The sequence below is a fragment of the Alteripontixanthobacter maritimus genome (genome assembly GCF_003340475.1).
Lineage (GTDB): Bacteria > Pseudomonadota > Alphaproteobacteria > Sphingomonadales > Sphingomonadaceae > Alteripontixanthobacter > Alteripontixanthobacter maritimus.
On sequence record NZ_QBKA01000002.1, the window covers coordinates 2,291,311 to 2,316,393 of the forward strand.

A 25,083-nucleotide genomic window follows, 5' to 3' on the forward strand; every position below is an offset into this window, starting at 1 on the left:
AGATTTGGGGCGGCTGGCCCGGCGGTGGCTCGCTCACAATCGGGAAACGGCTTCGCCAAGCGCGGTGGCGGCATCCGGTGATGCGTCCCAGCTCATGACGAAGCGTGCTGCATCGGCGCCCCAGTCGTAAAACCCGAAGCCCTGCGCGCGCAAAAGTTCACGTTCGGCAGCGGTGCAGCGCAGGAACACCTCGTTGGCCTCGATCGGATGCATCAGGCGATCTTCCGCGCCCGCCAGACTGGCTGCCGCGTGGTTTGCCGCGCGGGCGTTTTCCAGCCAGAGATCGTCTGTCAGCATGGCCTCGATCTGCGCCGCCAGAAACCGCCCCTTGGATTGCAGATGCCCCGCACGCTTGCGCCGATACCGCGCCTCGCGCGCAGCATCAGGATTGCGGGCCGTGTCGAAAAACACGATGGCTTCCGCATTCATGCCGCCGTTTTTTACAAACCCGAAACTCAGCGCGTCCGCCCCGCCGATTGCTTCTGCCGGCGAGCATCCGAGATAGGCAACCGCATTGCCGAAGCGCGCGCCGTCGACATGGAAACCCAGATCCCGCTCATGCGCAAGCCGGCGCAGAGCCGCAATCTCGTCCGGCTTGTAGGCACAGCCGTATTCGCTGACCTGCGTGACCGAGATAGCGTGCGGCTGCACCTGGTGCACATCGTCGCGGATCGGGTCGATCACTACGCGTACGGTATCCGGCGTCAGTTTTGCCGAAGGACCATCGGCCAGCAACAGCTTCGCGCCATGCAGGTAAAAGCCCGGCGCACCGCCCTCGTCCGCCTCGATATGCGCCTCGCGGTGGCAGACGACGCCGCCGTAGGGCGGACACATCGTCGCCAGCGCCAGGCAGTTCGCCGCCGTTCCAGTCGCCACCCACAACACCGCGCATTCGCGCCCGAACAGCGCGGTCACATGCGCGTCGAGCCTCGCGGAAACCGCGTCCCCGTCATACGGCGCGTCCTGCGCATCGGCGGCGCGCATCGCGTCCCACACCTTTGGATGAACCGGCGCGGCATTATCGGACAGGAACTGGCGGCCCTGATGCGGAACGGGATTGGTGGCTGGCTGCATCACGGAACGGCCATAGTCGGCCTTGCGTTGGGTGCAAGAAGGAGAACATCTGCATGACTGTTGAAAACACCACTGAAAACATGGGCGCCGACGTCGAAATCACCCACCACGAAGAAGCCTCGGAAGGGGAATATCGCGCTTCTCCCGCCGACAATGATGCGGTTGGACGGCTGACTTACAAGAAGCGAGGCAACGTCCGGATCGCGGATCACACACGGGTGCCTGACGAAATCGGCGGGCGCGGTATCGCGGCGCAGCTGGTCGACCGGCTGGTGGCCGATGCCCGGGCGGAAGGGTTCAAGATTCGCCCGCAATGTTCCTACGTCGAAGCGAAGTTCCGCCGCAATCCCGATTGGGCGGATTTACGTGCCGAAATCGAGAGCTGAACATCAGCCTGCCGGGCGCGCCGAGATCGTTGACGCGGGCGGCGCGTCCACCAGCTCGCTGAAATCCGTCTGCGCGATGCTTTCCAGAATGGCGGTGCGCAGGCTTTGTGCACGATCGAGCGAAATGCCGGTGATAGATAGCTTACCGCCCGCCAACCCCAGATGCAGCGTGGCATAGCCGCGCCATTTGGTGATCGGCCCTTGCGCGATCTCGACCGATTGCAGCTTCACCCGGCTGGCGACTGCAAGTTTCGGTGCAAGCCAGCCCTCGCGGCGGAATAGCTGCGTTTCGCTTAGCGCGTGACGTTCGAACCGCCACAGAAACGCCTGCCGCATTACCTGCAGCGCTCCGATTGCGAGTGGGATTATGGCGAACCAAGGGTAATCGGACAGCGCGACACCCAGCGCAACCACCCCCATGAACAACCCGTTCAAAACCGCGCTATCGAAGCGGTAGCGACTGCTTGCTCGATGCCAGTCGAGATCGCCCTGCGGCAGCGCGAAATTGGCCGCTGCGGCGATTGGGCGAATTTCCTCCACCTTGGCAAACGGAGCGACCACGTGATTCGCACTGCCTGAATCCTGCGCGAGGCTGACGAATTTCAGATTATGCCAGCCAAACCGGCGGCGGATCAGCCCGGTGCCCACGGTTACCGCCTGAACCCGGTGCGCCGGCATGACCACGTCAGTTTTCGTCAACAATCCGCGCCGCCTGCGAAATCCCTTCTCCGTTCGGTCGAGGCGGAAGTTCCATTCGCGCAAAGTAGTTCGCACCAGCCCCGTCGCCACGCCCAGCACGGCCACGGAAAGCAGCGCCATGACGATCCCGATGGCTTGGGCCATCGGCCCGAGCGAAGCAATCTGTTCGCCCGGCCCAACCATCAATTCCTTCCAGAATGACGATTCCCACACATCGAATGGCAGCGCGTCGCCATATTGCTGCAGCAGGCCAAACAACACCGCAAAAACGGCAAGCGAGAACTCGAACAATCCGAATGTCAGAATGCGCTTGGGCGGCATGGCAAATAATGGCGGCGGCTCCTGCAGCGGCGACTCGCTATCGTCCGCAGCCGGGGCAGCCTCATGCCCATCGCGCCGCGCTCGCACGGTTTCGCGCAGCCGTTCGCCCTCATCCTCCGTCAGATAGGCCAGCGCCAACTCGTCCTTGCCGCCAGCGCCGGTTTCGAACCGCACCTGCACCAGCCCGAACAGGCGCGGCAGCAGCCCCTGTTCGAGGCTGACATCCTGGATGCGTTCATACGGAACAGAGCGGGCCTGACGGCTGACGATACCCGCTTCGACTCTGATGTCGGTTTCACCGACGATATATGTGCGGCGGCGCCAGCTGAGCCATGCGAAAAACAACATCAGCAACGCGACACCGACGGCAAGCCCGCCGATATACAGATACTCCCGGCTGACCAGATCGCCTGCAAAGGCAACCGCCGCCAACCCGAACAATGCGTTGGGCAGGCCTTTCAACGTACCGATGGCAATGCTGGCAGGATGGGTCCGCAGCCCCTCGCCCACCGAGGTGGCGGAGCCTGTGCTTTGCGTTTCGGATGCGGCCACCGGCTCTTCCGGATGCGGGATCGCGGTCACAGCGTTTCGCGCTTGATATGGGCGCGGATCTCCTCGCGCATGGCGTTGGCATCGTCGGTCGCGAGGCCCGGCAGATTGACCGAGGCGTTGTGGCTGCCAGCGGTATGCAGGGTGAGGTTGGACAGTCCGAAAGCACGTTCCAGCGGCCCTTGGCCGACGTCGATATGCTGCACCCGTCCGAACGGCACCACGGTATCTGACCGGAACCAGATGCCGCGCACCACGCGCAGCCGGTCCGCGCCCATCGTATAACCGCGCGCATGGTATCGGCGCATCGGAATCCTGATGATCACCAAGGCCGCGAGGAGCAGCACCGGGATGAAAAACACCCCGGTCCAACCCGGCACAACGAATTCCAGCACACCCGCCCCGATCACGACAATCGCGGCAAGGATCGACAATTCGATCCGCAGCACGGTGCGATATCGCGGATCGAGCTCAGTCAACGGCGCATCGCCGGTGTTGGACGGCGGCGTGGCCACGGGCGCGGTAGTTTCGATATCCATGGAAGCTGTTTCGCGTGCCGGTACGGGAAAGGCAATTTTTTGTTTCGCCTCAAGCGCCGGCGGTCGCATTCGCTTCCTTAGGCTATCCTCGCGCTTCGCGCTGCGGGCGGCCCTTTGGGCCTATGACTGCCGTAACCTGGAACCGGATCCAAGATTGCGAGGGTAACGCAAGTTCGGTCCGCGACCAGCGGACCGCAAGGCCGAACGGCCGCCCGAGCTTATGCGAGGAAGCCAAGCGAGCGGATGCGAGCGCCCGGCGTTTGAGGGGCTAAACAAAAAAACAAATGGTGCTGCTGGAGGGAATCGAACCCTCGGCCTCTCCCTTACCAAGGGAGTGCTCTACCTCTGAGCTACAGCAGCCGGGCCGGCGCATGGATACGCGCTGGCTTACAGGGGGCGCGCTATTGTCGCGAGGCCTTGCAAAGTCAAGTTAAGCTTGTGCGGGCGGTCGCTGCCGACCATGTTGATGTGATGACGATTGGCAACGATTCATCGCGGGACGAGCGGCTGGCGGCAAAACTGCGGGAGAACCTGAAGCGGCGCAAGACCCAGGCGCGCCAGATGGAAAGGGATGCGCAGCAATCTAAGCTTCCCAAACCGGCGTCCGAAAGCTAACCCGCATTGCTCCCGAACCGTCGCGGTTCGAATTTTTCGGAGCTTGCCTTGCCCACACTCATCCTCGTCCGTCACGGCCAGAGCGAATGGAACCTCCAGAACCGTTTCACCGGCTGGTGGGATGTCGATCTGACCGACAAGGGCGTGTCCGAGGCGAAAGCGGCGGGCGCTTTGCTAAAAGAACGCGGCGTTCTGCCCACGATCTGCTTCACATCTGTGCAGACCCGCGCCATCCGCACCGCGCATCTAGCCTTGCTGGAAGCGGGCCGGGTGTGGATCCCGGTGACTCGCGACTGGCACCTGAACGAGCGGCATTATGGCGGGCTGACCGGGCTGGACAAGCAGGAAACCCGCGACAGGCACGGCGACGAGCAGGTGCATATCTGGCGCCGCAGCTTCGACACGCCGCCCCCGCCGATCGAGCCGGGCAGCCAGTATGATCCGGCCAACGACGTGCGGTATGAAGGTATCGATGTGCCATCGGCCGAAAGCCTGAAAATGACCATCGAGCGGGTGCTGCCCTATTGGGAAGCGGAAATACTGCCTGTGCTGGCCAGCGGCGAGACGGTGGTGATTTCCGCCCACGGCAATTCCCTGCGCGCGCTGGTCAAGCATCTCTCCGATATTTCCGACGAAGATATAACGGGCCTGGAAATCCCGACCGGGCAGCCGATCATCTATGAATTCGATGATCGCATGCAGCCGGGCGAAATGCGCTATCTGAAGGATATTTGAGATGGCCGCGCACCAGCCCTCCGCACAGAAACCCGAAGTCGTGATCTGCATGGGCAGCCAGTCCGACTGGCCGACTATGCGGAAATGCGCCGATGTGCTGGCGCATCTCGACGTCCCGCACGAAGCGCGCATCGTGTCGGCCCACCGCACCCCCGACCGGATGGTGGAATTTGCGAAATCGGCCGAGGCGGAAGGGGTAAAAGTCATCATTGCCGGTGCTGGCGGCGCGGCGCATCTGCCCGGCATGATCGCCGCGATGACGCAGCTTCCGGTGCTGGGCGTGCCGGTGCAGTCAAAAGCGCTTTCCGGGCAGGACAGCCTGCTTTCCATCGTGCAGATGCCCGCCGGCGTGCCGGTCGGCACACTTGCCATCGGGGAAGCGGGCGCGACCAATGCCGGGCTGATGGCAGCGGCCATCCTGGCGCTGGGCGATACAGGCCTCGCAGACCGTCTCAAGGCATGGCGCGCCGCACGCAGCGATGCCGTGGCCGACCATCCGTCTGACTGATCGGGCCTGCGAATGAGCGATAACGCGACACTGAAACCCGGCTCCACCATCGGGATATTGGGCGGCGGGCAGCTGGGCCGGATGCTGGCGATCGAGGCGGCCTATCTGGGCTACCGTGTGATCACCTACGCACCGGAAGCGCACAGCGTAGCGGCGCAGGTCAGCAACGACGTGTTTCAGAACAAGTGGAACGATAGCGCGGCGATGGCGGCGTTTGCCGCGCAGTGCGATGTGGTGACGTGGGAATTCGAAAACGTGCCGGTCGAACCACTTGCCCCGCTGGAAAGCTTGCTCGCCCCGCATCCGCGCGCGCTGGAAACAGCGCAGGACCGGCTGGCGGAAAAACGCTTCGTCGAACAATTGGGCGGGCGCACCGCGCCTTACGCATCGGTCGAGACCACCGCCGATCTCGATGCCGCGATCGACCGCATCGGCGCGCCCGGCATCCTTAAGACCCGGCGCGACGGTTATGACGGCAAGGGTCAGTGGCGCATCGAATCGCGCCATGACGCGGATGGCATCGCGCTACCCGGCACGCCGTGCATTTACGAAGGCCTGGTCACGTTCGAGGCGGAGTTCTCCGTCATCCTGGTGCGCGGACAGAACGGCGAAATCCGGTTTTGGGACAGCGCGGAAAATACCCACGAAGGCGGCATCCTTACTCGCTCTACCCTGCCCCCGTGCAAGGCAGTCGCCGATCAGGTCGAGGCTGCGCGCGAGCTGGCGCGGCAGGTGGCGGATGCGTTGGAATATACCGGCGTGTTGACGGCGGAATTTTTCGCCACGGCAGACGGCCCGGTGTTCAACGAGATCGCGCCGCGCGTACACAATTCGGGCCACTGGACCATCGAAGGCGCGGTCACCAGCCAGTTCGCCAATCACATCCGTGCCATCTGCGGTCTGCCTCTCGGCGACACCACCACCACCGCGCCGCAAATCGAGATGGAAAACATCATCGGCAAGGCAGCTGGGACCGCCACTGACCTGCTAGCCGAGTCCGGCGCGCATCTGCATCTCTACGGCAAGACCAAGGCGCGCAAGGGCCGCAAGATGGGCCATGTCACGCGCATCGGGCACGATCCGGTAGCGCCAGCGGAATGAGCGATTCCGACGCATCCGAGATCTTCATGGTTTATGCCCGCGCTGCCAATGGCGTGATCGGGCGCGACGGAACGCTGCCATGGCATATTCCCGCCGACCTCAAGCGCTTCAGGGCGCTAACGCTAGGCCGTCCGATGGTGATGGGCCGCAAGACTTTCGAAAGCCTGCCCGGCCTGTTGCCGGGTCGTCGCCATATCGTGCTGACGCGGCGTGACAGCTTCCATCCGGACGGCGTGGACATTGCCCATTCCGTCGCCGAGGCGCGCGCCATGGCAGCACAGGACAATACCAGCGGGCAAGTTGCCGTCATCGGCGGGGCAGCGGTTTACGACGCCTTTCGCAAACTGGCGGACCGCATCGAGGTGACCGAGATCCACGCCGATTTCGACGGCGATACCGTAATGAAGCCGCTCGGCGCGACGTGGGAAGTCACCGCGCGCGAGGATCATCCGGCAGAGGGAGACAGGCCTGCTTTCTCCTTCGTAACCTATCGCCGGACCGCCCCCGGACCAGCCGCCTGATGCGCTGGCTCGATCACCGTGACGAGGTTCCCAAACCCTTGCGCGGCGCGATAATCGCGCTCGGCAATTTCGACGGGTTCCACCGCGGACACCAGGCGGTAGCAGGCGAAGCGATCGACTGGGCGCGCAGCGAAGGTCGCCCTTCCATTGTTGCCACCTTCGACCCGCATCCGGTGCGCTTCTTCAAACCCGACGTACCGCCGTTTCGCCTGACCACGCTGGAGCAACGGCAGGAGCTTTATCTGGCCGCCGGAGCAAGCGCGATGCTAGTGTTCCATTTCGACGCGGAACTGGCCGGGACCAGCGCCGAGGACTTCATCACCGAGCTGCTGGTAAGCCGCTTTGGCGCGCATGGCGTGGTGACGGGAGACGATTTCACTTTCAGCAAGGGCGCGCGCGGTAATGTCGCGATGCTGCGCAAAACGGGCACTTCCGCCGGTCTGCATTCGCGCACTGTGTCCCCAGTTGGCGACCAAGGCGCGGTCGTATCCTCCAGCCGCATCCGCGAGGCGTTGCGCAATGGCGATCCTGAAACCGCCGCCGCCCTGCTGACCCGCCCATTCGCGATTCGCGGTATCGTGGAACATGGCGACAAGGTGGGCCGCACCATCGGTTATCCCACAGCCAACATCGCACTGGAAACCTATCTCCGCCCGAAATACGGCATCTATGCCGTCACCGGGCGCGTGCTGGCCACCGGCGAGGTGCTGAAAGGCGCGGCCAATATCGGCATCCGCCCGCAGTTCGAACCGCCCAAGGAATTGCTCGAACCGCATTTCTTTGACTTCGACGGCGATCTCTACGGGCAGGAGATCGAGGTGGCGTTCCACCACTTCCTGCGCGGCGAGGCGAAGTTCGATTCGCTGGACGAACTCATCTCGCAGATGGACAAGGACTGCGAACGCGCGCGCCACCTGCTGGCATAACATATCCGTTGGCCGGGAACGGCGCGGCGCGCGAACCGGTTGGTAAAGCAAACCATCGACGAAATACCCGCATTGGAGCGCCCGCATGCCCATTCCCGACACCATCGAAGCCCAGCAGCAAGCTTACAGAAACAGCAAACCTTCCTTCCTCGGACGCGGGATCGAGCGGTTGACCAATCCGGTCGGCAAGACTCTGGCAAATCTGGTGCCCAAGTCGCTGATGGAAGGGGTTCTCAAAGGCATCGACAGCGCGATGAGCGTGCCCGCATTGCTCGATTTCGATCACGACAAGGCTGACTTTGCCGCCAGCCAGAAGGCGGCGCGCAAGGTTGAGCGCTATGCCCGCAGCATCAACGCCGCCAGCGGCGCAGCGGCAGGGTTCGCCGGCGCGCTGACCGCCAGTGCGGATATTCCCGCCACCATTGCAGTCGCGCTGCGGAACATCCGCGATACCGGACGCGCCTATGGCTACGAGGGTGATGGCAAGCGCGAACAGGTGTTCCGCCTGCAAGTGCTGGAACTCGCCGCGCTGGACGATCCAGAGGACCGCAAGGCCCGGCTGGATATGCTGGAAAACGATATTGCCGACGATGGCAGCCTGACACCGATTGCCACCCAGAGCATCGAACCGCTGGTGGACCAGATCGTGGAGCGCGTCAGCCGCGCCATCGCCTTTGCCACGTTCCGCAGGCGCGCCGGCATGCTGGTGCCGCTGATCGGGTCAGCCGTGGGCGGCTTCGTCAATTCGCAGTTCCAGCAGGACGTCAGCAAGGCGGCGCGTTACGCGTTTCAGGCGCGGCGCATCGCACAGGGAGAATAGGGTTTAACGGGGCGCGCTTATGCCGTAACGGCGCATCCCTATGGCCGATACTCCATCCCCTGACCAAACTCCCCCCGATCGGACCCCCGTCGCACCGCGCGATTACAAGGATACCGTCTTCCTGCCGAAGACCGGCTTCCCGATGAAGGCCGGTCTGCCGCAGAAGGAGCCGGTCATTCAGGCGAAGTGGGAAGCGGACGATCTGTATGGCCAGACGCGCACCGCGCGGGAGGGCCGCGAAAAGTTCATCCTGCATGACGGCCCCCCTTACGCCAATGGCGACATGCATATCGGCCACGCGCTGAACCATGTGCTGAAGGATACGGTGGTCCGCACGCAGACGCTGCTGGGCAAGGACGCGCCTTATGTGCCGGGCTGGGATTGCCACGGCCTGCCGATCGAATGGAAGGTGGAGGAACTCTACCGCAAGAAGAAGCGCAACAAGAAGGACGTGCCGGCCGACGAATTCCGCGCCGAATGCCGCGCCTATGCCGCCAAATGGGTGGACGTGCAGCGGGACCAGTTGAAACGGCTGGGCATCGGCGGACGCTGGGACAAGCCCTACCTCACCATGCGCCCCGAAGCGGAAGGCGCGATCGTCGCCGAACTGCACAAATTCGCCGAGACCGGCCAGCTCTACCGCGGCGCGAAGCCGGTGATGTGGAGCCCGGTGGAAGAAACCGCGCTGGCAGACGCCGAGGTCGAATATCAGGACCTGACCGACAGCCCGCAGATCGACGTGGCATTCGAGATTGTGGAGTCGCCGATTACGGAACTCGTCGGCGCATACGCTGTCATCTGGACGACGACGCCTTGGACGATTCCTGTAAACCAGGCGCTCGCGTACGGGCCGGAAATTGAATACGCTCTTATCGAAGCCAGTTTTTACGCACCGCAGAATGGGGCATCGCCCGGCAATGGGTCGATGGATTTTCGTTTGCTGGTCGCAAAAAGCCTCCAAGACGAGTTCTTAAAGCGCAACTCAGGCGATGAAGTAAGCGTGCAGGTATCTGAATTGTGGTCCGGCAAAGGCTCCGACCTAGCCGGAACCATCGTCCGCCACCCGATGCACCATCTTGGCGGGTTCTACGCCAAGCCGCGCCCTTTGCTCGCGGGCGATTTCGTCACCACCGACAGCGGCACCGGCATCGTCCATATGTCGCCCGACCACGGCGAGGACGATTTCGACCTGTGCAAGGCCAACGGCATCGATCCGGTCTTCGCGGTCATGGGCGATGGCCGCTATCGCGACGACTGGCTGTGGCTGGGCGGTGATGATGAACGGCGCCGGTCGGTCATCAACAAGCCCTTCAACGCACCCGACGGCCCCATCTGCAGCGATCTGCGCGATGCGGGCGCGCTGCTGTCCGCCAGCGCCGATTATTCGCACAGCTACCCGCATTCCTGGCGCTCCAAGGCCAAGGTCGTTTATCGGTGCACGCCCCAATGGTTCATCGCAATCGACGAGAAGCTGGAGCACATCTGCCCCAAATCACCGGAAGACCGCAGCTGGGAAAGCGAAGGTGGCGCTGTCGATCCGTCCGAAGAAGGCCGCGATGGATCGCAGTCCCTGCGCCAGACCGCGCTTTCGGAAATCGAACGGGTGCGCTTCATTCCGGAAAAGGGGCGCAACCGCCTGCGCTCCATGGTCGAAGGCCGCCCGGACTGGCTAATCAGCCGCCAGCGCGCTTGGGGCGTGCCACTGGCTCTGTTCGTCCACCGCGAGACGGGCGAGCTGTTGGTGGACAGGGACGTGAACCAGCGCATTCAGGCCGCCATCACCGAAGGCACGGTGGACGCATGGGAAGCATCCCGCGCGTCGGAATTCCTCGGCCCGGACCGCAATCCGGACGATTACGAGATGGTCACCGATATCCTCGATGTCTGGTTCGACAGCGGATCGACCCATGCCTTTGTGCTAGAATCGGACGAATGGCCCGAACTTTCCAGCCCCGCCGACCTCTACCTGGAAGGCAGCGACCAGCATCGCGGCTGGTTCCAATCCAGCCTGCTGGAAAGCTGCGGCACTCGTGGCCGCGCGCCCTATAACGAAGTGCTGACTCACGGTTTCACGATGGATTCCAAGGGCTTCAAGATGTCCAAGAGCCTGGGTAACACCGTCAATCCATTGAAAGTGATGGAGCAATACGGGGCCGATATCATCCGCCTGTGGGCGCTTTCGGTCGATTACACCGAAGACCACCGCATCGGGGACGAAATCCTGAAAGGTGTGGGCGACCAGTATCGCCGACTGCGCAACACGTTCCGCTATCTGCTGGGCGCGCTGGACGGGTTCGTGGGCGATCTGTCGGACGAGACGCCGATTCCCGAGTTGGAAGTCTATATCCTGTCGCTGCTGGCGCAGCTCGACGCGAATTTGCGCCGCGCCGTGGATGATTACGATTTCAACACCTACACTCGGCTGCTGGTGGATTTCTGCAACGAGGACCTGAGCGCGTTCTTCTTCGATATCCGCAAGGACCGGCTTTATTGCGACGGACCGGACGCGCCCGAACGGCGTGCCTACCGGCAGGTGCTGGATATCCTGTTCCACGCGCTCGTTCGATATGCCGCGCCGGTGCTGGTCTATACCGCAGAAGAGGTCTGGCAGACCCGATACCCGCAGGACGGCGAACAGGGCGGCAGCGTGCATCTGCTGGAATGGCCCGATATCCCGCAGGTCACTGTCGATACCGACCGCTGGGCGAAACTGCGCGCCTTGCGCGAACGCGCCAATGAGGCGATCGAGCCCTTACGCCGCGACAAGACCATCCGCTCCAGCCTGGAAGCCGACGTTACCGTGCCTGAAAGTGCCATTCCCGAAGGCGTGAGCGATGCCATGTTGGCCGAGCTGTTCATCGCCGCGTCAGTCACTCGCACGCAAGGCGGAGATGTGACAGTCACCCGTACCTCCGACCATAAATGCGGCCGCTGCTGGCGGCTGTTGCCCGATGTGAGTGCGAACGGCGCGCTGTGCGATCGGTGCGACGATGTGGTTACCAGCCTGGACAATGCAGGAGTGGCGGCATGACCGTCGTGACCAAGCGCCGCCTGATCGGGCTCGCCATCGCGCTGGCGATCTTCGCCGTCGATCAATACATCAAATGGCTGATGGTCGGCCCGCTCGATCTGCGCAACCAACCGGGCGGCGTGATCGAACTGATCCCGTTCTTCGACCTGCGCTGGACGCAGAACTTCGGCATCTCGCTTGGCCTGTTCGAAGCGACTTCGATGGAAATGCGCTGGGCGCTGGTCGCGGTCACTGCACTGATCGCCGTTGTCGTCACCATCTGGATGCTGCGCGAGCGAGTGATGGGCGACATCATCGGCCTGTCGCTGATCCTCGGCGGCGCGCTCGGCAATATCAAAGACCGGTACGATCTTGGCTATGTGATCGACTATGCCGATCTGCATTTCGGCACCTTCCGACCGTTCCTGATTTTCAACGTAGCGGACGCCGCGATCACCATCGGCGTCCTGATTATCCTTGCCCGCTCCTTCTTCATGTCCGAAAAGGATGGCGAAAACGACGAACCGGCACCCGATGCCGCGGAGACAAACCATGCGTAAAGCTAAAGTCACCCTTCCCCTGATCATCGGCGCGGCCGCCATGCTGGCAGGCTGCGGCAGCGGCGGGTTCCTGAACCGCGAACGGCCAGACGAGTTCGCCGTGCAGCGGCAGGCACCCTTGGTTGTACCGCCCGACTTCAACCTGGTGCCGCCAGCCCCCGGCGCTCCGCGTCCGGCGGAAGGCACTGCCAGCGAGCAGGCACTCGAAGTGCTGTTCGGCGGCCCCGCAGCGCGCAGCGGCGTTGAAACCAGCGCTCTCGACCGCGCCGGCACTGCCGCGCCCGGCATCCGCAGTTCGATCGGCGATCCTGAAACCAACACGGTCGCCAAGGGCCGCGTCACGCAGGACATCGTCGCCGCACCCGAAGGCGACGGGGCAACTGCGCAGGCGGTGATACCTTCTTGATGTGAGCCTGACCTAGCGGTCAGGCCCCTCAAACGCCGGGCGCCTGCATCCGCAGGCTTGGCTTCCTCGCATAAGCTCGGGCGGCCGGTTGGCCTTTGGTTTGCTTGTCGCAAACGGAACTCGCGCGAGACCTGCTAGCTCGCACCCGGTTCCAGGTCACGGCGGTCCAGCGTGCGACCGCACGCCGGCCGGTAGGCCGGAAGCGTAAGGGAGCGCATGCGACCGCCGGCGCTTGAGGCCCAAACAAAAAACAAAACCTCCCCCGCCGCGCTACGGTGCAACCTCGCTCACCAGCAGCTTGTCGATCTTGCGGCCATCCATATCCACGACTTCGAAGCGCCAGCTCTGTTCTGTAAAGTGCTCGCCTTCGACCGGCAGCTTTTTCAGCACCGACAAAACGAACCCCGCCGTCGTGGCGAATTCGCGGTCCTGACCATATTCCAGCCCCAGCCGGTCGGCCAGCGTGTCGGCGGATACCGCGCCCGAGACCAGCAACGAGCCGTCAGCCCGCTCGACGATTTCCGGTACATCGCCCTGATCCACATCGCTGGCGAAACTGCCCACCAGTGCCGTCAGAACGTCGACCGGCGTCACCACCCCGTCGAGATGGCCGTATTCATCATGCACCATCGCCATCGGCACCTCGGACTGTTGCAGGCTGCGAAGCGCATCCATTGCATCGAGCTGGTCGGGGATGATCGCCGGTTTCGCCATCAGGGCGCGCAAATCGATGCTGCGTCCGGCCACCAGCGCGCCGAGCACTTCGCGCGCCTTCACCACGCCCAGCACGGTATCGGGCGAGCCGTCCGCCACCGGCAACAGCGAATGCGGGCTGGCTTCGATGGCCGCGCGGATGGCGTCCTCGTCGGCGGCGATGTCGATCCAGTCCAGCTCGGTCCGAGGGGTCATCATTTCGCGCACCGGACGTTCCGTCAAGCGAACCACGCCGGCCAGAATCTGGGATTGCTCCGCCTCGATCACGCCGGAACGGGTGGCCTCCGCGAACAGCATGTGCAGCTCTTCCGCCGTAACGCTCGTCTGTCCCGCCGGACGTACGCCCAGAAGACGGATTATCAGGGCGGAGGAATTGTCGAGCAGCCACACCAGAGGCGCGGCAATTCGTGCGATCATCGCCATTGGACGCGCCATGGTAACGGCGATCGGCACTGCCGCGCGCAGAGCCACTTGTTTGGGCACCAGTTCGCCGATGACGAGGCTGAAATACGTGGTTACCGCAATTACGGTGATGAAACCCACATCGTCCGCCCATTCGGGCGCGACGCCCAGTGCCGCCAGCCGCTCGCCCACCGGACCGCCCAGACTTGCCCCAGAGTAGGCACCGGCAATGATGCCGACCAGCGTGATGCCGATTTGCACGGTGGAGAGAAACTTGCCCGGATCCGCCGCCAGCGACATTGCGACGCCAGCGCCGGTCCGGCCTTGCTCCGCCGCCGAGCGCAACCGTGAGGTACGCGCCGAAACGATGGCGAGTTCCGACATCGCGAACACTCCGTTGAGGAGAATCAGCGCGCCGATAATGAGGAGATCTGTCCAGGGAAAGGGGGTCACGGTTTGTGTGCTAGCACAAGGTTTACCCGCTGCACCATCCCGGTCTGCCACAGGAAATGCAGTTCTGCGGGAACAGCCGCTTGGGTAAGCGGTTATACACACCATGCGCGCGGGTGGACGCGCTCCATGGGCGTGCGCCGCATATCATGACGCAGCCCGACATAAGAGGGACCAAACCCATGAACATTAAACGTATTCTCGTCGCCAGCACCGCAGCCGCAGCATTGCTGGGCACTTCGGCCTGTGTGACCGACCCCAACACCGGCGAACAGAAGATTTCGCGTACCGCCATCGGCGGCCTTGGCGGCGTTCTTGCCGGCGGCCTGCTTGGCGGCCTGATCGGCGACAAGACCGGCCGCATTATCGGCGCGGCAGCCGGTGGCGCAATCGGCGGCTATGTCGGTTACCGCATGGACGAACAGATCAAGGAACTTCGCACCAACACAGCTGGCACCGGCGTGGATGTCAGCGAAGTGGATGGCGGCGATGCCATTCTCGTCAACTTGCCCGATGGTGTTACTTTCGCCACTGGCAGCGCAAACATCAATCAGACATTCCGCAACACGCTGGACCGCGTTGCCGAAAGCCTGGTGCAGTACCCCAACAGCCTGATTGACGTGTATGGCTACACCGATTCGACAGGTTCGGACGCGTTCAACCAGAGGCTTTCCGAACAGCGTGCGCAGGCAGTTGCCAACTACCTCACCTCGCGCGGTGTTGCGCAGACGCGTATCCAGTCGCAGGGTTTCGGCGAAGATGAGCGTTATGCCGTCGCCAGCAACGACACGGCAGAAGGCCGGGCGATGAACCGCCGGGTGGAAATCAAGATCGTTCCGATCAGCCAGGACGAAGTTCGCCAAGCGCAGGGCATGTAAGCAAACGCTACATTCACTGACGACACAGGAAAGACCGGTCCGGAAGGATCGGTCTTTTTTGTTGTCCCCTTGAATAGCGGGCGCTCAGATCAGCTGCTTTGCGCGTTCCGCCAGATGTTTTACTGCAGCGCCATGTATCGCAGGCGCGCATGCGAGAAGGCCGAAGGCACGCGGATCGCGCGCATTATAGCCGAAGGGGTTGCCCAGCGCATCCGTCACTGCGGCACCCGCCTCCCGAGCAATTAGAGCAGCGGCGGCGACATCCCATTCGAAACCCCAGCGCAGGGTTGCGAGCAAATCGGCCTCGTCCGCCGCCACCATGGCCAGACGTAACGCTATGGAGTTGGGCTTGTCGACCATGGTCAGCAGCCGGTCCTTCTCCATCAGCGAATCGGCCGGAATACGTGCCCCTGCCAACTCCGTGCGGGTCGAAGCGGTCAGCACCTTGCCATTGCGCGTCGCACCCTGCCCGGCGATGGCGGACCATTCTTCCCTGCGAGCCGGCGCAACCAGCATTCCGATCAGCGGACGTTTTTCACTGATCAGCGCGGCGGACACGGCCCAACCAGTGCGCCCTCGCAGGAAATCGCGGGTACCGTCGATCGGGTCGACCAGCCAGATCAGCCCCTTGTCGAGACGCGCCGGATCATCCGATGTTTCTTCCGAAAGCCACCCGGCAGAAGGTAGCAACGCGCCAAGCTCCCGCTTCAGGAAAGCGTCCACTTCCAGGTCGGCAGCGCACACAGGGTCGCCGGGAGATTTCTCCCACTGTTCCACCTCATGCCCGGCACCGGGCCAGCGCGAATGCGCGATGCGCCCTGCTTCGCGCATAATCCGTACAAGGCGTTTTTCATCGATCATGGTTGCCGAATTGCGGTGCGCGCACCGGCGGCACTTTTCAAGTGTGCCCATCCATGCTTAGGCAGGCACAAATTCCGCACCATCCAGACAGGAGCCACGGCGCCCCATGAATATCCACGAATACCAGGCCAAGGATCTGCTCGCGAAATACGGCATCGGCATTCCGGCAGGCTATCCCGCCACAACGGTGGAAGAAGCCGTCGAAGGCGCGAAAAAGCTGCCCGGCCCGCTTTACGTTGTGAAATCGCAGATCCATGCCGGCGGACGCGGCAAGGGCAAGTTCACGGAACTGGGCCCGGATGCGAAGGGCGGCGTGCGGCTGGCGCACAGCCTTGATGACGTGAAATCCGATGCAACAGACATGCTCGGCAACACGCTGGTCACCATCCAGACGGGTGACGAAGGCAAGCAGGTGAACCGCCTGTATGTGACCGATGGCGTGGACATCGAACAGGAATACTACCTCGCAATGCTGGTCGACCGGGCCAGCGGGCAGGTCGCCATGGTCGCATCGACCGAAGGCGGCATGGATATCGAGGATGTGGCGCACAGCACACCTGAAAAGATCACCACGATCACCATCGATCCGGCGCAGGGTTTCATGCCGCATCACGGCCGCGCCGTGGCGTTCGCACTGAAGCTGTCGGGCGATCTCAACAAGCAGTGCCAGAAGCTGGCAAAGCAACTCTACACCGCTTTCATGGATCTTGACGGTGAAATGCTGGAAATCAATCCGCTGGTCGAAACGAAGGACGGCAAGCTGCTGGTGCTCGACACCAAGATGAGCTTCGACGGCAACGCGCTCTACCGCCACCCCGACGTGGAGGAACTGCGCGATGAAACTGAGGAAGACCCGGCCGAAGTCGAGGCAAGCGAATACGACCTCGCTTATATCAAGCTGGACGGCAATATCGGCTGTATGGTCAACGGTGCAGGTCTTGCCATGGCGACGATGGACATCATCAAGCTCAACGGCGCGTTCCCGGCCAACTTCCTGGATGTGGGCGGCGGCGCGACGACCGAGAAGGTGACGGCGGCGTTCAAGATCATCCTGAAAGACCCCGCAGTGGAAGGTATCCTCGTCAACATCTTCGGCGGCATCATGAAATGCGACATCATCGCCGATGGCATTGTGCAGGCGGCGAAGGATGTGAACCTGTCCGTCCCGCTTGTCGTTCGTCTGGAAGGCACCAATGTGGAAGCGGGTAAGGAAATCCTCGCCAATTCCGGCCTGCCGATCGTCGCGGCTGACGATCTGGGTGATGCAGCGCGCAAAATCGTCGCGGAAGTGAAGAAGGCGGCCTGATTCGGTCATGCCGGATGCGGGCCTTGCGCGCATCCGGCAACCTTCCGCTACGGCAATGCCAGCCGCAGTTCCGCGCCCTTGACGGGTGCTTCCATGGAACGCAAACCTGCGTCCATCATTGCTTAGACATTGCTTATCTCGGCGGCGTCGCGCCGCGCAGACCATCGCAGGAAGGGGTCCTCGCCCATGAAAATCATCGTGCCCGTCAAGCGGGTAATCGATTACAATGTGAAACCGCGCGTCAAGGCGGACGGCTCCGGCGTCGACCTGGCCAACGTGAAGATGAGCATGAACCCGTTCGACGAGATTGCGGTCGAAGAAGCCATTCGCCTGAAAGAAGCGGGTAAGGCAGAAGAAATCATCGCCGTATCGGTCGGCCCTGCAAAAGCTGCCGAAACGTTGCGCACCGCACTCGCCATGGGTGCGGACCGGGCGATCCTGGTGGAAACCGACGACACGGTCGAACCGCTCGCCGTGGCGAAAATCCTCAAAGCCATCGCCGACGAAGAACAGCCTGGCCTCGTCCTGCTGGGCAAGCAGGCGATCGACGATGACAGCAACCAAACGGGCCAGATGCTGGCTGCTCTTATGGGCCGTCCGCAAGGCACCTTCGCCAACACAGTCGAAGTGGATGGTGACAGTGTTACGGTGAAGCGCGAAGTCGATGGCGGCTTGCAGACGGTCAAGCTGACGATGCCCGCCATCGTCACTACCGACCTTCGCCTGAACGAGCCGCGCTATGCGTCGCTGCCCAATATCATGAAGGCCAAAAAGAAGCCGCTCGACACAAAGAGCCCGGCCGACTTCGGCGTCGACACCGCTCCGCGCCTCACCACCAGCCACGTCGCCGAACCGCCGGTTCGTCAGGCTGGTGTAAAGGTGGAGAATGTCGACGCGTTGGTAGACAAGCTCAAATCACTGGGCGTCGTATAATCAGTGCGTCCGATCATTCGTGGCTAAACGATAACCCGCCCGAACGGGTGGATGAGAAACTGGAAGTTGAACGATGAAAACTCTCGTCTGGGTCGAACATGACAATGCCGCTGTAAACGACGCCACACTGGCAGCTGTGACAGCTGCCGGCGAAATCGGCAGCGAAGTGCACCTGCTGGTCGCGGGGTCGAATTGCTCTGCGGTCGGTGAACAGGCGGCGAAAATCGCTGGTGTCGGCAAGGTACACGTTGCGGACGATCCAGCTTACGAAAACGGCCTGGCCGAAAATGTCGCGCCGTTGATCGTCGACCTGATGGGCCATCACGACGTGTTCGTGGCTCCCGCCACCACCAACGGCAAGAATATTGCCCCGCGCGTCGCCGCCATGCTCGACGTGATGCAGGTGTCGGATATCCTTTCGGTGGAAGGGGACAAGACCTTCACCCGCCCGATCTATGCTGGCAACGCCATCGCGACCGTGCAATCGAGCGATGAAAAGTTGGTCGTCACCGTGCGCGGAACAGCTTTCGACAAGGCCGCCATGGAAGGCGGCACGGGCGAAGTGGAAGCCGTGTCGGGCCCAACCGGAGACGGCCTTTCCAGCTTCGTGAGCGAGGAACTCGCCAAGAGCGAGCGCCCCGAACTGACCAGCGCCAAGATCATCGTATCGGGCGGCCGCGCGTTGAAAGACGCTGAAACGTTCCAGGAAGTCATCATCCCGCTGGCCGACAAGCTGGACGCAGGCGTCGGCGCTAGCCGCGCCGCAGTCGATGCTGGCTATGTCCCCAACGACTATCAGGTGGGCCAGACCGGCAAGATCGTGGCACCGGAAGTCTACATCGCGATCGGCATTTCCGGAGCGATCCAGCATCTGGCAGGCATGAAGGATTCAAAAACCATCATCGCCATCAACAAGGACGAGGACGCCCCGATCTTCCAAGTCGCGGATATCGGCATCGTCGGCGATCTCTACAAAATTGTGCCGGAGCTTACCGAGAAGCTCTAAAAGTCGGCACTACAGGAAACTCCTCGCGCACTTGCCGCGAACCTAAAGGCCTGCCTCGACCCGTGCAATTTTCGCGCAGTTGCGCGATATCCTGCGTACGATCTGGCGTTTCTGCTCGTTCGACCAAGCAGGCATAAAACTACGGCGTGACCCGATAATCTGTGTTTGAAACAACTGCCGTTCGGCCCGGATTATATCGGATGCGGCCCTGTCCTTCCGGGTGTTGTCGTAACTATCCAGCAGACGCGTTAGACAGCGCTGCGCCATGATATCGCTAGCACCGCGTTCGGTCCGAAGACTGGCCGACTCGTCCACTATTTCGATCGCAGGCTCGGTAGCCGACCCGTCGAGCGAACAGGTACGGATACTCGCTTTCTTCCCACCCCGCCTGTCATCCAGCCGGACTCGATGACGTAGGCTCTGCAATTCGCCGCGCATTTGCCAGGTTGCGTGCGTGGTAAAGCGCGCTTTGTCGGTGATGTAGCTGTCGACCGCACGATGTATCCCTATCGCACAGGCCTGCCTCGCGTCGTCTTCCATATCTGTCAGGCCATAGCAGCGCACGAGCTTCCTTGCGAGCGGCTGGAGCCGTGTCAGCAAAGTCTTGAACAGCCGTTCGGCCGCATGGTTTGGCAAGGTGCTGGAGGACCCGCCGTCCTCACGTGCCAAACGCACGGCCAGCGCAAGCCGGTCAATTTGCGGCGCGGTGCTCGCAATAATATCCGTCATCCCGATCTCCATCCCTTAATGGAAAGATCGGGATAGCGCGGTCCCCGTTATCGCTGGCCAAGCGTGCGCCTAAGCAGTTTTGCGTAACTTGAGTGAAGCGCCGCTGCGTTACAGAATCTTGTCCAGCGTGTGGATCGCAACGCCCACCAGACCGCCCACCAGCGTGCCGTTGATGCGGATGAATTGCAGGTCGCGGCCCACAGCATTTTCGATCCGGGAAGTGATCGTGCTGGCATCCCAGCGCTTGACCGTTTCCGATACCAGCCGCACGATCTGCTCGCCGTAACGCGTAGTCACGCCGACGGCAGTACGGCGTGCGAAACGGTTGATCTGGCGCTGCATTTGCGGATCGTCACGCAGCGCCGCGCCGGCCTCTGCCAGTGCCTCGCCAACCATACCCTTCGACAGGGCATCGGGCTCGCGCGCCAGCCGGATCATGCCATGCCGCATCCGCTCCCACACACCCTGCCACCATTCGGCAACCGCCGGATTGTCGAGCAGTTCACGCTTCCACCCCTCCACCTTGGCCTGAAACTCCGGATCATGCTGGAGGTCGTTGGCAAGCTGTTCCAGCCCCTCCTGCGCCTTTGCCCGCAATGGGTGTTCCTGATCCACCAGCACTTCGGCAAGCAGGCGGTAGAGACCGTCCAGCACCGAATTGGCGATCCGCACATCGAGACCCGTAAAGCGCAGCAGGGCGTTGGCACGTTGCTGGATCATGTCACGCAGCAGCTGTTCGTTATCTTCCAGCGTCAGCCCGCCCCATTTGACGAAGCTGTCGATCAGCGGAAGGTGCCGCCTGTCGGCCATCATGCTGTCGAGCATCCGGCCAAGCAGCGGCGCGATTTCCAACCGGTCGAATTGCGTCTTCAGGCCGGTACGGACCTGAGTTCCCAGCCGGTCGGGATCGAGCGATTCCAGAATTTGCGCAAACAACTCCGCCGCGCCCGCGCCAACTCTCGATCCCAGCGCACCCTTCTGTCCTTCGGCCAGCATCGATCCAACGTTTCCGGCGATATTCATCGCGCCCATCCGCCGCGCGACCACCGACGGGATGAGGAAGTTGGATTGCAGGAACGCCGCCATTGTATCGGCAATCCGATCCTTGTTTTCAGGAATGATTGCGGTGTGCGGGATCGGCAGGCCAAGCGGTTTGCGGAACAAGGCGGTCACGGCGAACCAGTCAGCCAGCCCGCCGACCATGGCCGCTTCGGAAAAGGCATGGACGAAACCCCAGAACGGATGCACCGCCTCCGCCCCGCGTGTGGCGAAGAAGATGCAAGCCATCAGCGCCAACGTCGCCGTGGCTACCATCCGCATTTGCCGACCGGTATCCGGCGGGTTTGCCAGCGCCACCGCGGCCGCCAGACGTTCGGCATCGAGCCGCACCTGTTCGTCATCGATAAGAGGGCGCGCCCGCATAGTCAGACTATCCCCGGACGCCGCCGGGGTTCCCTCACCGGGCAGGCCCTTGCCATGCGTGACTTTGCCGGGCGTGCTCTCGGACGGCGCTCCCCCGGTCGGAATGGGTTTGCGGGTCACTCGGCAGGCTGGGGGGACCGCGTGGGATCTTCGTAATCGTCGTCACCCGGTTTGAAAGTAAGGAACCGCGTCCGCAGCCACGGACCCAGCCGCCGCTCCATTCCGTCGGCCAGACTGAAGCCTGCAGGAACGATCAGCAGCGTAAGCAGCGTCGACAGTATCAGCCCGCCGATCACCACGGTGCCCATCGGTGCGCGGAACGCTCCGTCGCCGCTCAGTGAAAGCGCGGTCGGGATCATCCCGGCGGTCATGGCCACGGTGGTCATCACGATCGGCTGCGCGCGTTTGCGCCCGGCCTCGACGATAGCTTCGTATTTCGGAGTGCCGCGTTCCACTTCCTCGATTGCGAAATCGATCAGCAGGATGGAGTTCTTGGCAACGATACCGAACAGCATCAGCACACCGATGAATACCGGCATGGAAACCGGCTGGCCAATCATCCAGATCGCAATCAGCCCGCCAAGTGGGGCGAGGAAGAGAGAGCCCATGTTCACCAGCGGTGACACAAATCGCCTATAGAGCAGCACCAGCACGGCAAATACCAGCAACACGCCCGCTCCCAGCGCGACCTCGAAACTGTCCATCATTTCCTGCTGCCATTGCTGGTCGCCAAACGGCGCGTTGGTCACGCCGGGGGGCAGGTCCTGCATAATGGGCAGCTTGTTGATCGCAGTCACCGCATCGCCCTGGGCCACGCCCGGCGCGAGATCGGCACCGACGAAAATGCGGCGTTGCTGGTTGTAGCGCTGGATCGCGGTCGGTCCGCTGCCGAAACCGATTTCGGCAATTCGAGACAGCGGCACGCTGCCGCCGCTGCTGGTCGGTACCGGCAGGTTGGCGATGGAGGACAGGTCGCGCCGCGCCTCCACCGGCAGCCGCACGCGGATCGGCACCTGCCGGTCCGATAGCGAGAACTTCGCTGCGTTCTGGTCAATATCGCCAATAGTGGCGATGCGGATCGTCTGGCTGAGCGCGGCTGTTGTCACGCCCAAAGACGCCGCAAGGTCAGCGCGCGGCGTGATGATGATTTCAGGTCGCTGCATGTCGGCTTCGACACGCGGGGCTACTACGCCCGAGACGTCGGCCATCTGTGTGACCAGCGTGTTGGCGGTTTCTTCCAGCAATTCCGGATCGGAACCGGACAGCATGACCGAAATCGGCCGACCGGTACCGCCGCCTCCACCCTGCCCCTGGAAGCTGATGCGCGCGTCCGGAATACCTTGCAGCAGCGGCGTCACTTCCCGTTCGAATTCCTGTTGCGATTTTTCGCGGTCTTCGGACAAGGTGATGAACAGCCGCGCATTGCCTTCACCCACGCTGAGAAGCGCGGCTTCGACTTCGGGGCGCTCGTTCACGATCCGGTCCACACGGTCCGCCACGCGTTCGGTCTGGGCGAGCGTCGTGCCCGGCACCATTTCGATCCGGATACGGCTGAAATCGCTGTCGAATGTCGGGAAGAACTGCGTCGGCAGATTGATCGCGACCAGGCCGGTCAAAAGTAGCGCCCCGCCACCGACCCCCATCATCCAGCTACGATGATCGCGCAAACGGGCGCGGAAATGGCCGGCGCGATAGGCGTAGAACCCGCCCAGTTGCTTGCCCATCAATACCTTCGCCAACACACGCACCACGCTGGCGAGCAGCCAACCGGCGGCGAAGCCAACGACCGCCGCAATCGCCACGCCCAGCAGCATGGAAGTAAACGCGAAGACGAAGCCGATCAATTGCCCGGCGATATCCGGCAATTCGGCCATCCGCGTCTTCCAGAACGCGATATCGGTGGCTTCTCCTGCTACCTGACCCAGCCCGTAAAGCGCCCCGCCGAACGCGGCGAGCGCGCCGGCGCCGATCAGGGTGAACAGCACGGACACCAACGGCCAGTACCACCAGTGCGACCGCACAGGCTGCAACGTGTCACGAACGCGGTCTGCGCCGCTACGGTCGAGCGTCCAGCGCAGCAGGCGCTCGTATCGGTCCATCATCGGACCTTCACCATGCGATCCGGTGCCCTTGGCCTCGAGGAAATAGGCCGCAACCATCGGCGTTATCATGCGCGCCACGGCGAGGCTCATCAGCACGGATACCACCACCGTCAGGCCGAAATTCTTGAAGAATTGTCCCGAGACGCCAGGCATCAGGCCGACCGGCAGGAACACTGCCACGATCGAAAATGTGGTCGCTACGACCGGCAGGCCGATCTCGTCCGCCGCGTCGATACTGGCCTGATAGGCGGATTTGCCCATCCGCATATGGCGCACGATGTTCTCGATCTCGACAATGGCATCATCGACAAGGACACCCGCCACCAATCCGAGTGCGAGCAGTGACAACGTGTTGAGCGTAAAGCCCAGCAAATCCATGAACCAGAAGGTCGGTATCGCCGAAAGTGGAATGGCAAGTGCTGCAATGATGGTCGCGCGCCAATCCCGCAGGAAGAAGAACACCACCACCACCGCCAGAATAGCCCCTTCGATCATCGCCGCGAGCGAGCTTTCATACTGCCCCTTTGTATAATCGACCGAAGTGAAAAGCCGGGTGAAGGTGATACCGGGGTTCTCGGCTTCGATCTTGTCCAGTTCGGCCAGCGTCTTGTCATACACGGCAACGTCGGAAGCGCCGCGCGCGCGGGTCACACTGAAAGTGACGACCGGCTTGCCCGCGATCTTGCCGATGCGCGTAATCTCGCCATAACTGTCGGACACGTCGGCCACGTCGGTCAGCTTGATCGTGCGCCCGCCGCCCAGCGAAATACGCGCCTGCGATAGATCGTAAGCTGTCTTCTCGTTGCCCAGCACGCGCACGGACTGGCGCGAACCGGCGATTTCCACGGCGCCGCCTGCCGCATTGACGTTCGTCTGCCGTAGCGCGCCGTTGATCTGGCTGGCCGTGACGCCGAAGCTCTGCATCCGGCCCGGGTCGAGCGTGACCAGGATTTCGCGGTTCACCCCGCCGCCTCGGCCCACTTCGGCCATGCCTTCGATACTGGTCAGCCGCTTGGTGATAGTATCGTCGATGAAATAGCTGAGCTGTTCGAGCGTCAGATTGGGCGCAACCACCGCGAAATAGCCGATTGGTTCGCTGCTGGTCTGCGCCCGGAAAACACGAGGTTCAAGAATCCCGTCGGGCAGTTCGCCGCGAATTTGGTCCACTGCCGCCTTCACCTCGTTCACGGCTTGGGCAATGTCGGTCCCGATCTCGAACTCGACCATGGTCTGGGTGAACCCCTCGCTGGCCGTGGAATTGAGGTTTTCGACCCCTTCCACGCCCTGCAATGCGGATTCCACGCGCTGGGTAATCTGGTTCTCGATTTCGACCGGAGCCGCGCCGGGCTGGCTGATACCCACGATGACCATCGGGAATTCGACGTCCGGGTTATCCTGCACTTTCATGCCTGAAAAGGCCATCAGGCCCGCTATCATCAGGCCCACGAACAGCACGATGGGTACCACCGGGTTGCGGATGGACCATGCGGAAATCTGGCTGAAATCCATG

General features: G+C 62.5%; 23 protein-coding genes and 1 tRNA gene. 15 read left to right on the plus strand and 9 right to left on the minus strand.

Features of this window, described 5'->3' with window-relative positions; translation table 11 throughout:
* Nucleotides 1-33: 33 nt before the first annotated feature.
* Nucleotides 34-1,074, minus strand: a complete 1,041-nt coding sequence (locus tag HME9302_RS11300) for a threonine aldolase family protein (protein ID WP_115367099.1) — start codon at nucleotides 1,072-1,074, stop codon at nucleotides 34-36.
* A 53-nt stretch (nucleotides 1,075-1,127) separates the two neighbouring features.
* Between HME9302_RS11300 and HME9302_RS11305 the strand changes: the two genes are divergently transcribed.
* A complete protein-coding gene (locus tag HME9302_RS11305; protein ID WP_230079981.1) occupies nucleotides 1,128-1,460 on the plus strand; it encodes a GNAT family N-acetyltransferase in 333 nt (110 codons plus the stop codon).
* Nucleotides 1,461-1,463: 3 nt separating this feature from the next.
* On the opposite strand, the gene HME9302_RS11310 is transcribed toward HME9302_RS11305, so the two are convergent.
* From HME9302_RS11310 to HME9302_RS11320, 3 genes are all read right to left on the minus strand, one after another.
* Nucleotides 1,464-3,062: a PH domain-containing protein gene (locus tag HME9302_RS11310; RefSeq protein WP_230079982.1), complete on the minus strand. Its 1,599-nt coding sequence runs from the start codon at nucleotides 3,060-3,062 to the stop codon at nucleotides 1,464-1,466.
* On the minus strand, nucleotides 3,059-3,637 hold the full coding sequence (locus HME9302_RS11315; protein WP_230079983.1) for a PH domain-containing protein: 579 nt from the start codon (nucleotides 3,635-3,637) through the stop codon (nucleotides 3,059-3,061). Before HME9302_RS11315 ends, HME9302_RS11310 begins: the two co-directional genes overlap by 4 nt.
* A 216-nt stretch (nucleotides 3,638-3,853) precedes the next feature.
* Nucleotides 3,854-3,928, minus strand: a tRNA-Thr gene (locus HME9302_RS11320).
* A 111-nt stretch (nucleotides 3,929-4,039) separates the two neighbouring features.
* Between HME9302_RS11320 and HME9302_RS13330 the strand changes: the two genes are divergently transcribed.
* From HME9302_RS13330 to HME9302_RS11365, 10 genes are all read left to right on the plus strand, one after another.
* Complete coding sequence (locus tag HME9302_RS13330) at nucleotides 4,040-4,183, plus strand: hypothetical protein (RefSeq protein WP_181815757.1); 144 nt, start codon at nucleotides 4,040-4,042, stop codon at nucleotides 4,181-4,183.
* A gap of 48 nt (nucleotides 4,184-4,231) precedes the next feature.
* Nucleotides 4,232-4,918 (plus strand): 2,3-diphosphoglycerate-dependent phosphoglycerate mutase, encoded by a 687-nt coding sequence (gpmA, locus tag HME9302_RS11325; RefSeq protein WP_115367711.1) that lies wholly within the window; start codon nucleotides 4,232-4,234, stop codon nucleotides 4,916-4,918.
* Between the two features lies 1 nt (nucleotide 4,919).
* Nucleotides 4,920-5,426 carry a 5-(carboxyamino)imidazole ribonucleotide mutase gene (gene purE / locus HME9302_RS11330; protein WP_115367100.1) on the plus strand — a complete coding sequence of 169 codons (507 nt, stop codon included), beginning with the start codon at nucleotides 4,920-4,922 and terminating at the stop codon, nucleotides 5,424-5,426.
* A 12-nt stretch (nucleotides 5,427-5,438) separates the two neighbouring features.
* The gene (locus HME9302_RS11335; RefSeq protein WP_115367101.1) at nucleotides 5,439-6,527 is read left to right on the plus strand and encodes a 5-(carboxyamino)imidazole ribonucleotide synthase; all 1,089 of its coding nucleotides are present in this window, start codon (nucleotides 5,439-5,441) and stop codon (nucleotides 6,525-6,527) included.
* Nucleotides 6,524-7,048, plus strand: coding sequence for a dihydrofolate reductase (locus tag HME9302_RS11340; RefSeq protein ID WP_115367102.1), 525 nt, complete (start codon nucleotides 6,524-6,526; stop codon nucleotides 7,046-7,048). Before HME9302_RS11335 ends, HME9302_RS11340 begins: the two co-directional genes overlap by 4 nt.
* The gene (locus HME9302_RS11345; RefSeq protein WP_115367103.1) at nucleotides 7,048-7,974 is read left to right on the plus strand and encodes a bifunctional riboflavin kinase/FAD synthetase; all 927 of its coding nucleotides are present in this window, start codon (nucleotides 7,048-7,050) and stop codon (nucleotides 7,972-7,974) included. The genes HME9302_RS11340 and HME9302_RS11345 overlap by 1 nt, the downstream gene beginning before the upstream one ends.
* 85 nt (nucleotides 7,975-8,059) lie before the next feature.
* Complete coding sequence (locus tag HME9302_RS11350) at nucleotides 8,060-8,794, plus strand: EcsC family protein (protein WP_115367104.1); 735 nt, start codon at nucleotides 8,060-8,062, stop codon at nucleotides 8,792-8,794.
* 40 nt (nucleotides 8,795-8,834) lie between these two features.
* Nucleotides 8,835-11,825, plus strand: a complete 2,991-nt coding sequence (gene ileS, locus HME9302_RS11355; RefSeq protein WP_115367105.1) for an isoleucine--tRNA ligase — start codon at nucleotides 8,835-8,837, stop codon at nucleotides 11,823-11,825.
* On the plus strand, nucleotides 11,822-12,364 hold the full coding sequence (lspA, locus tag HME9302_RS11360; RefSeq protein WP_115367106.1) for a signal peptidase II: 543 nt from the start codon (nucleotides 11,822-11,824) through the stop codon (nucleotides 12,362-12,364). The genes ileS and lspA overlap by 4 nt, the downstream gene beginning before the upstream one ends.
* Nucleotides 12,357-12,770, plus strand: coding sequence for a DUF3035 domain-containing protein (locus HME9302_RS11365; protein ID WP_115367107.1), 414 nt, complete (start codon nucleotides 12,357-12,359; stop codon nucleotides 12,768-12,770). Before lspA ends, HME9302_RS11365 begins: the two co-directional genes overlap by 8 nt.
* A 270-nt stretch (nucleotides 12,771-13,040) precedes the next feature.
* On the opposite strand, the gene HME9302_RS11370 is transcribed toward HME9302_RS11365, so the two are convergent.
* Nucleotides 13,041-14,339: a hemolysin family protein gene (locus tag HME9302_RS11370; RefSeq protein WP_115367108.1), complete on the minus strand. Its 1,299-nt coding sequence runs from the start codon at nucleotides 14,337-14,339 to the stop codon at nucleotides 13,041-13,043.
* 179 nt (nucleotides 14,340-14,518) lie between these two features.
* Between HME9302_RS11370 and HME9302_RS11375 the strand changes: the two genes are divergently transcribed.
* On the plus strand, nucleotides 14,519-15,214 hold the full coding sequence (locus HME9302_RS11375) for a YiaD family glycine zipper/OmpA-like lipoprotein (protein WP_115367109.1): 696 nt from the start codon (nucleotides 14,519-14,521) through the stop codon (nucleotides 15,212-15,214).
* A gap of 84 nt (nucleotides 15,215-15,298) precedes the next feature.
* Here HME9302_RS11375 and HME9302_RS11380 read toward each other — a convergent pair whose 3' ends face one another.
* Nucleotides 15,299-16,075: a 3'(2'),5'-bisphosphate nucleotidase CysQ gene (locus HME9302_RS11380; RefSeq protein ID WP_115367712.1), complete on the minus strand. Its 777-nt coding sequence runs from the start codon at nucleotides 16,073-16,075 to the stop codon at nucleotides 15,299-15,301.
* Between the two features lie 106 nt (nucleotides 16,076-16,181).
* Between HME9302_RS11380 and sucC the strand changes: the two genes are divergently transcribed.
* From sucC to HME9302_RS11395, 3 genes are all read left to right on the plus strand, one after another.
* Nucleotides 16,182-17,381, plus strand: a complete 1,200-nt coding sequence (gene sucC, locus HME9302_RS11385) for an ADP-forming succinate--CoA ligase subunit beta (RefSeq protein ID WP_115367110.1) — start codon at nucleotides 16,182-16,184, stop codon at nucleotides 17,379-17,381.
* A 186-nt stretch (nucleotides 17,382-17,567) separates the two neighbouring features.
* A complete protein-coding gene (locus HME9302_RS11390; protein ID WP_115367111.1) occupies nucleotides 17,568-18,314 on the plus strand; it encodes an electron transfer flavoprotein subunit beta/FixA family protein in 747 nt (248 codons plus the stop codon).
* Nucleotides 18,315-18,387: 73 nt separating this feature from the next.
* Entirely contained in the window at nucleotides 18,388-19,320 is a 933-nt protein-coding gene (locus tag HME9302_RS11395; RefSeq protein ID WP_115367112.1) for an electron transfer flavoprotein subunit alpha/FixB family protein, read from the plus strand.
* A gap of 42 nt (nucleotides 19,321-19,362) precedes the next feature.
* On the opposite strand, the gene HME9302_RS11400 is transcribed toward HME9302_RS11395, so the two are convergent.
* From HME9302_RS11400 to HME9302_RS11410, 3 genes are all read right to left on the minus strand, one after another.
* Nucleotides 19,363-20,049: a hypothetical protein gene (locus HME9302_RS11400; protein ID WP_147270816.1), complete on the minus strand. Its 687-nt coding sequence runs from the start codon at nucleotides 20,047-20,049 to the stop codon at nucleotides 19,363-19,365.
* A gap of 108 nt (nucleotides 20,050-20,157) precedes the next feature.
* Nucleotides 20,158-21,369, minus strand: coding sequence for a DUF445 domain-containing protein (locus HME9302_RS11405; protein ID WP_115367713.1), 1,212 nt, complete (start codon nucleotides 21,367-21,369; stop codon nucleotides 20,158-20,160).
* A gap of 218 nt (nucleotides 21,370-21,587) precedes the next feature.
* A complete protein-coding gene (locus tag HME9302_RS11410; RefSeq protein ID WP_115367114.1) occupies nucleotides 21,588-25,082 on the minus strand; it encodes an efflux RND transporter permease subunit in 3,495 nt (1,164 codons plus the stop codon).
* Between the last annotated feature and the right edge of the window lies 1 nt (nucleotide 25,083).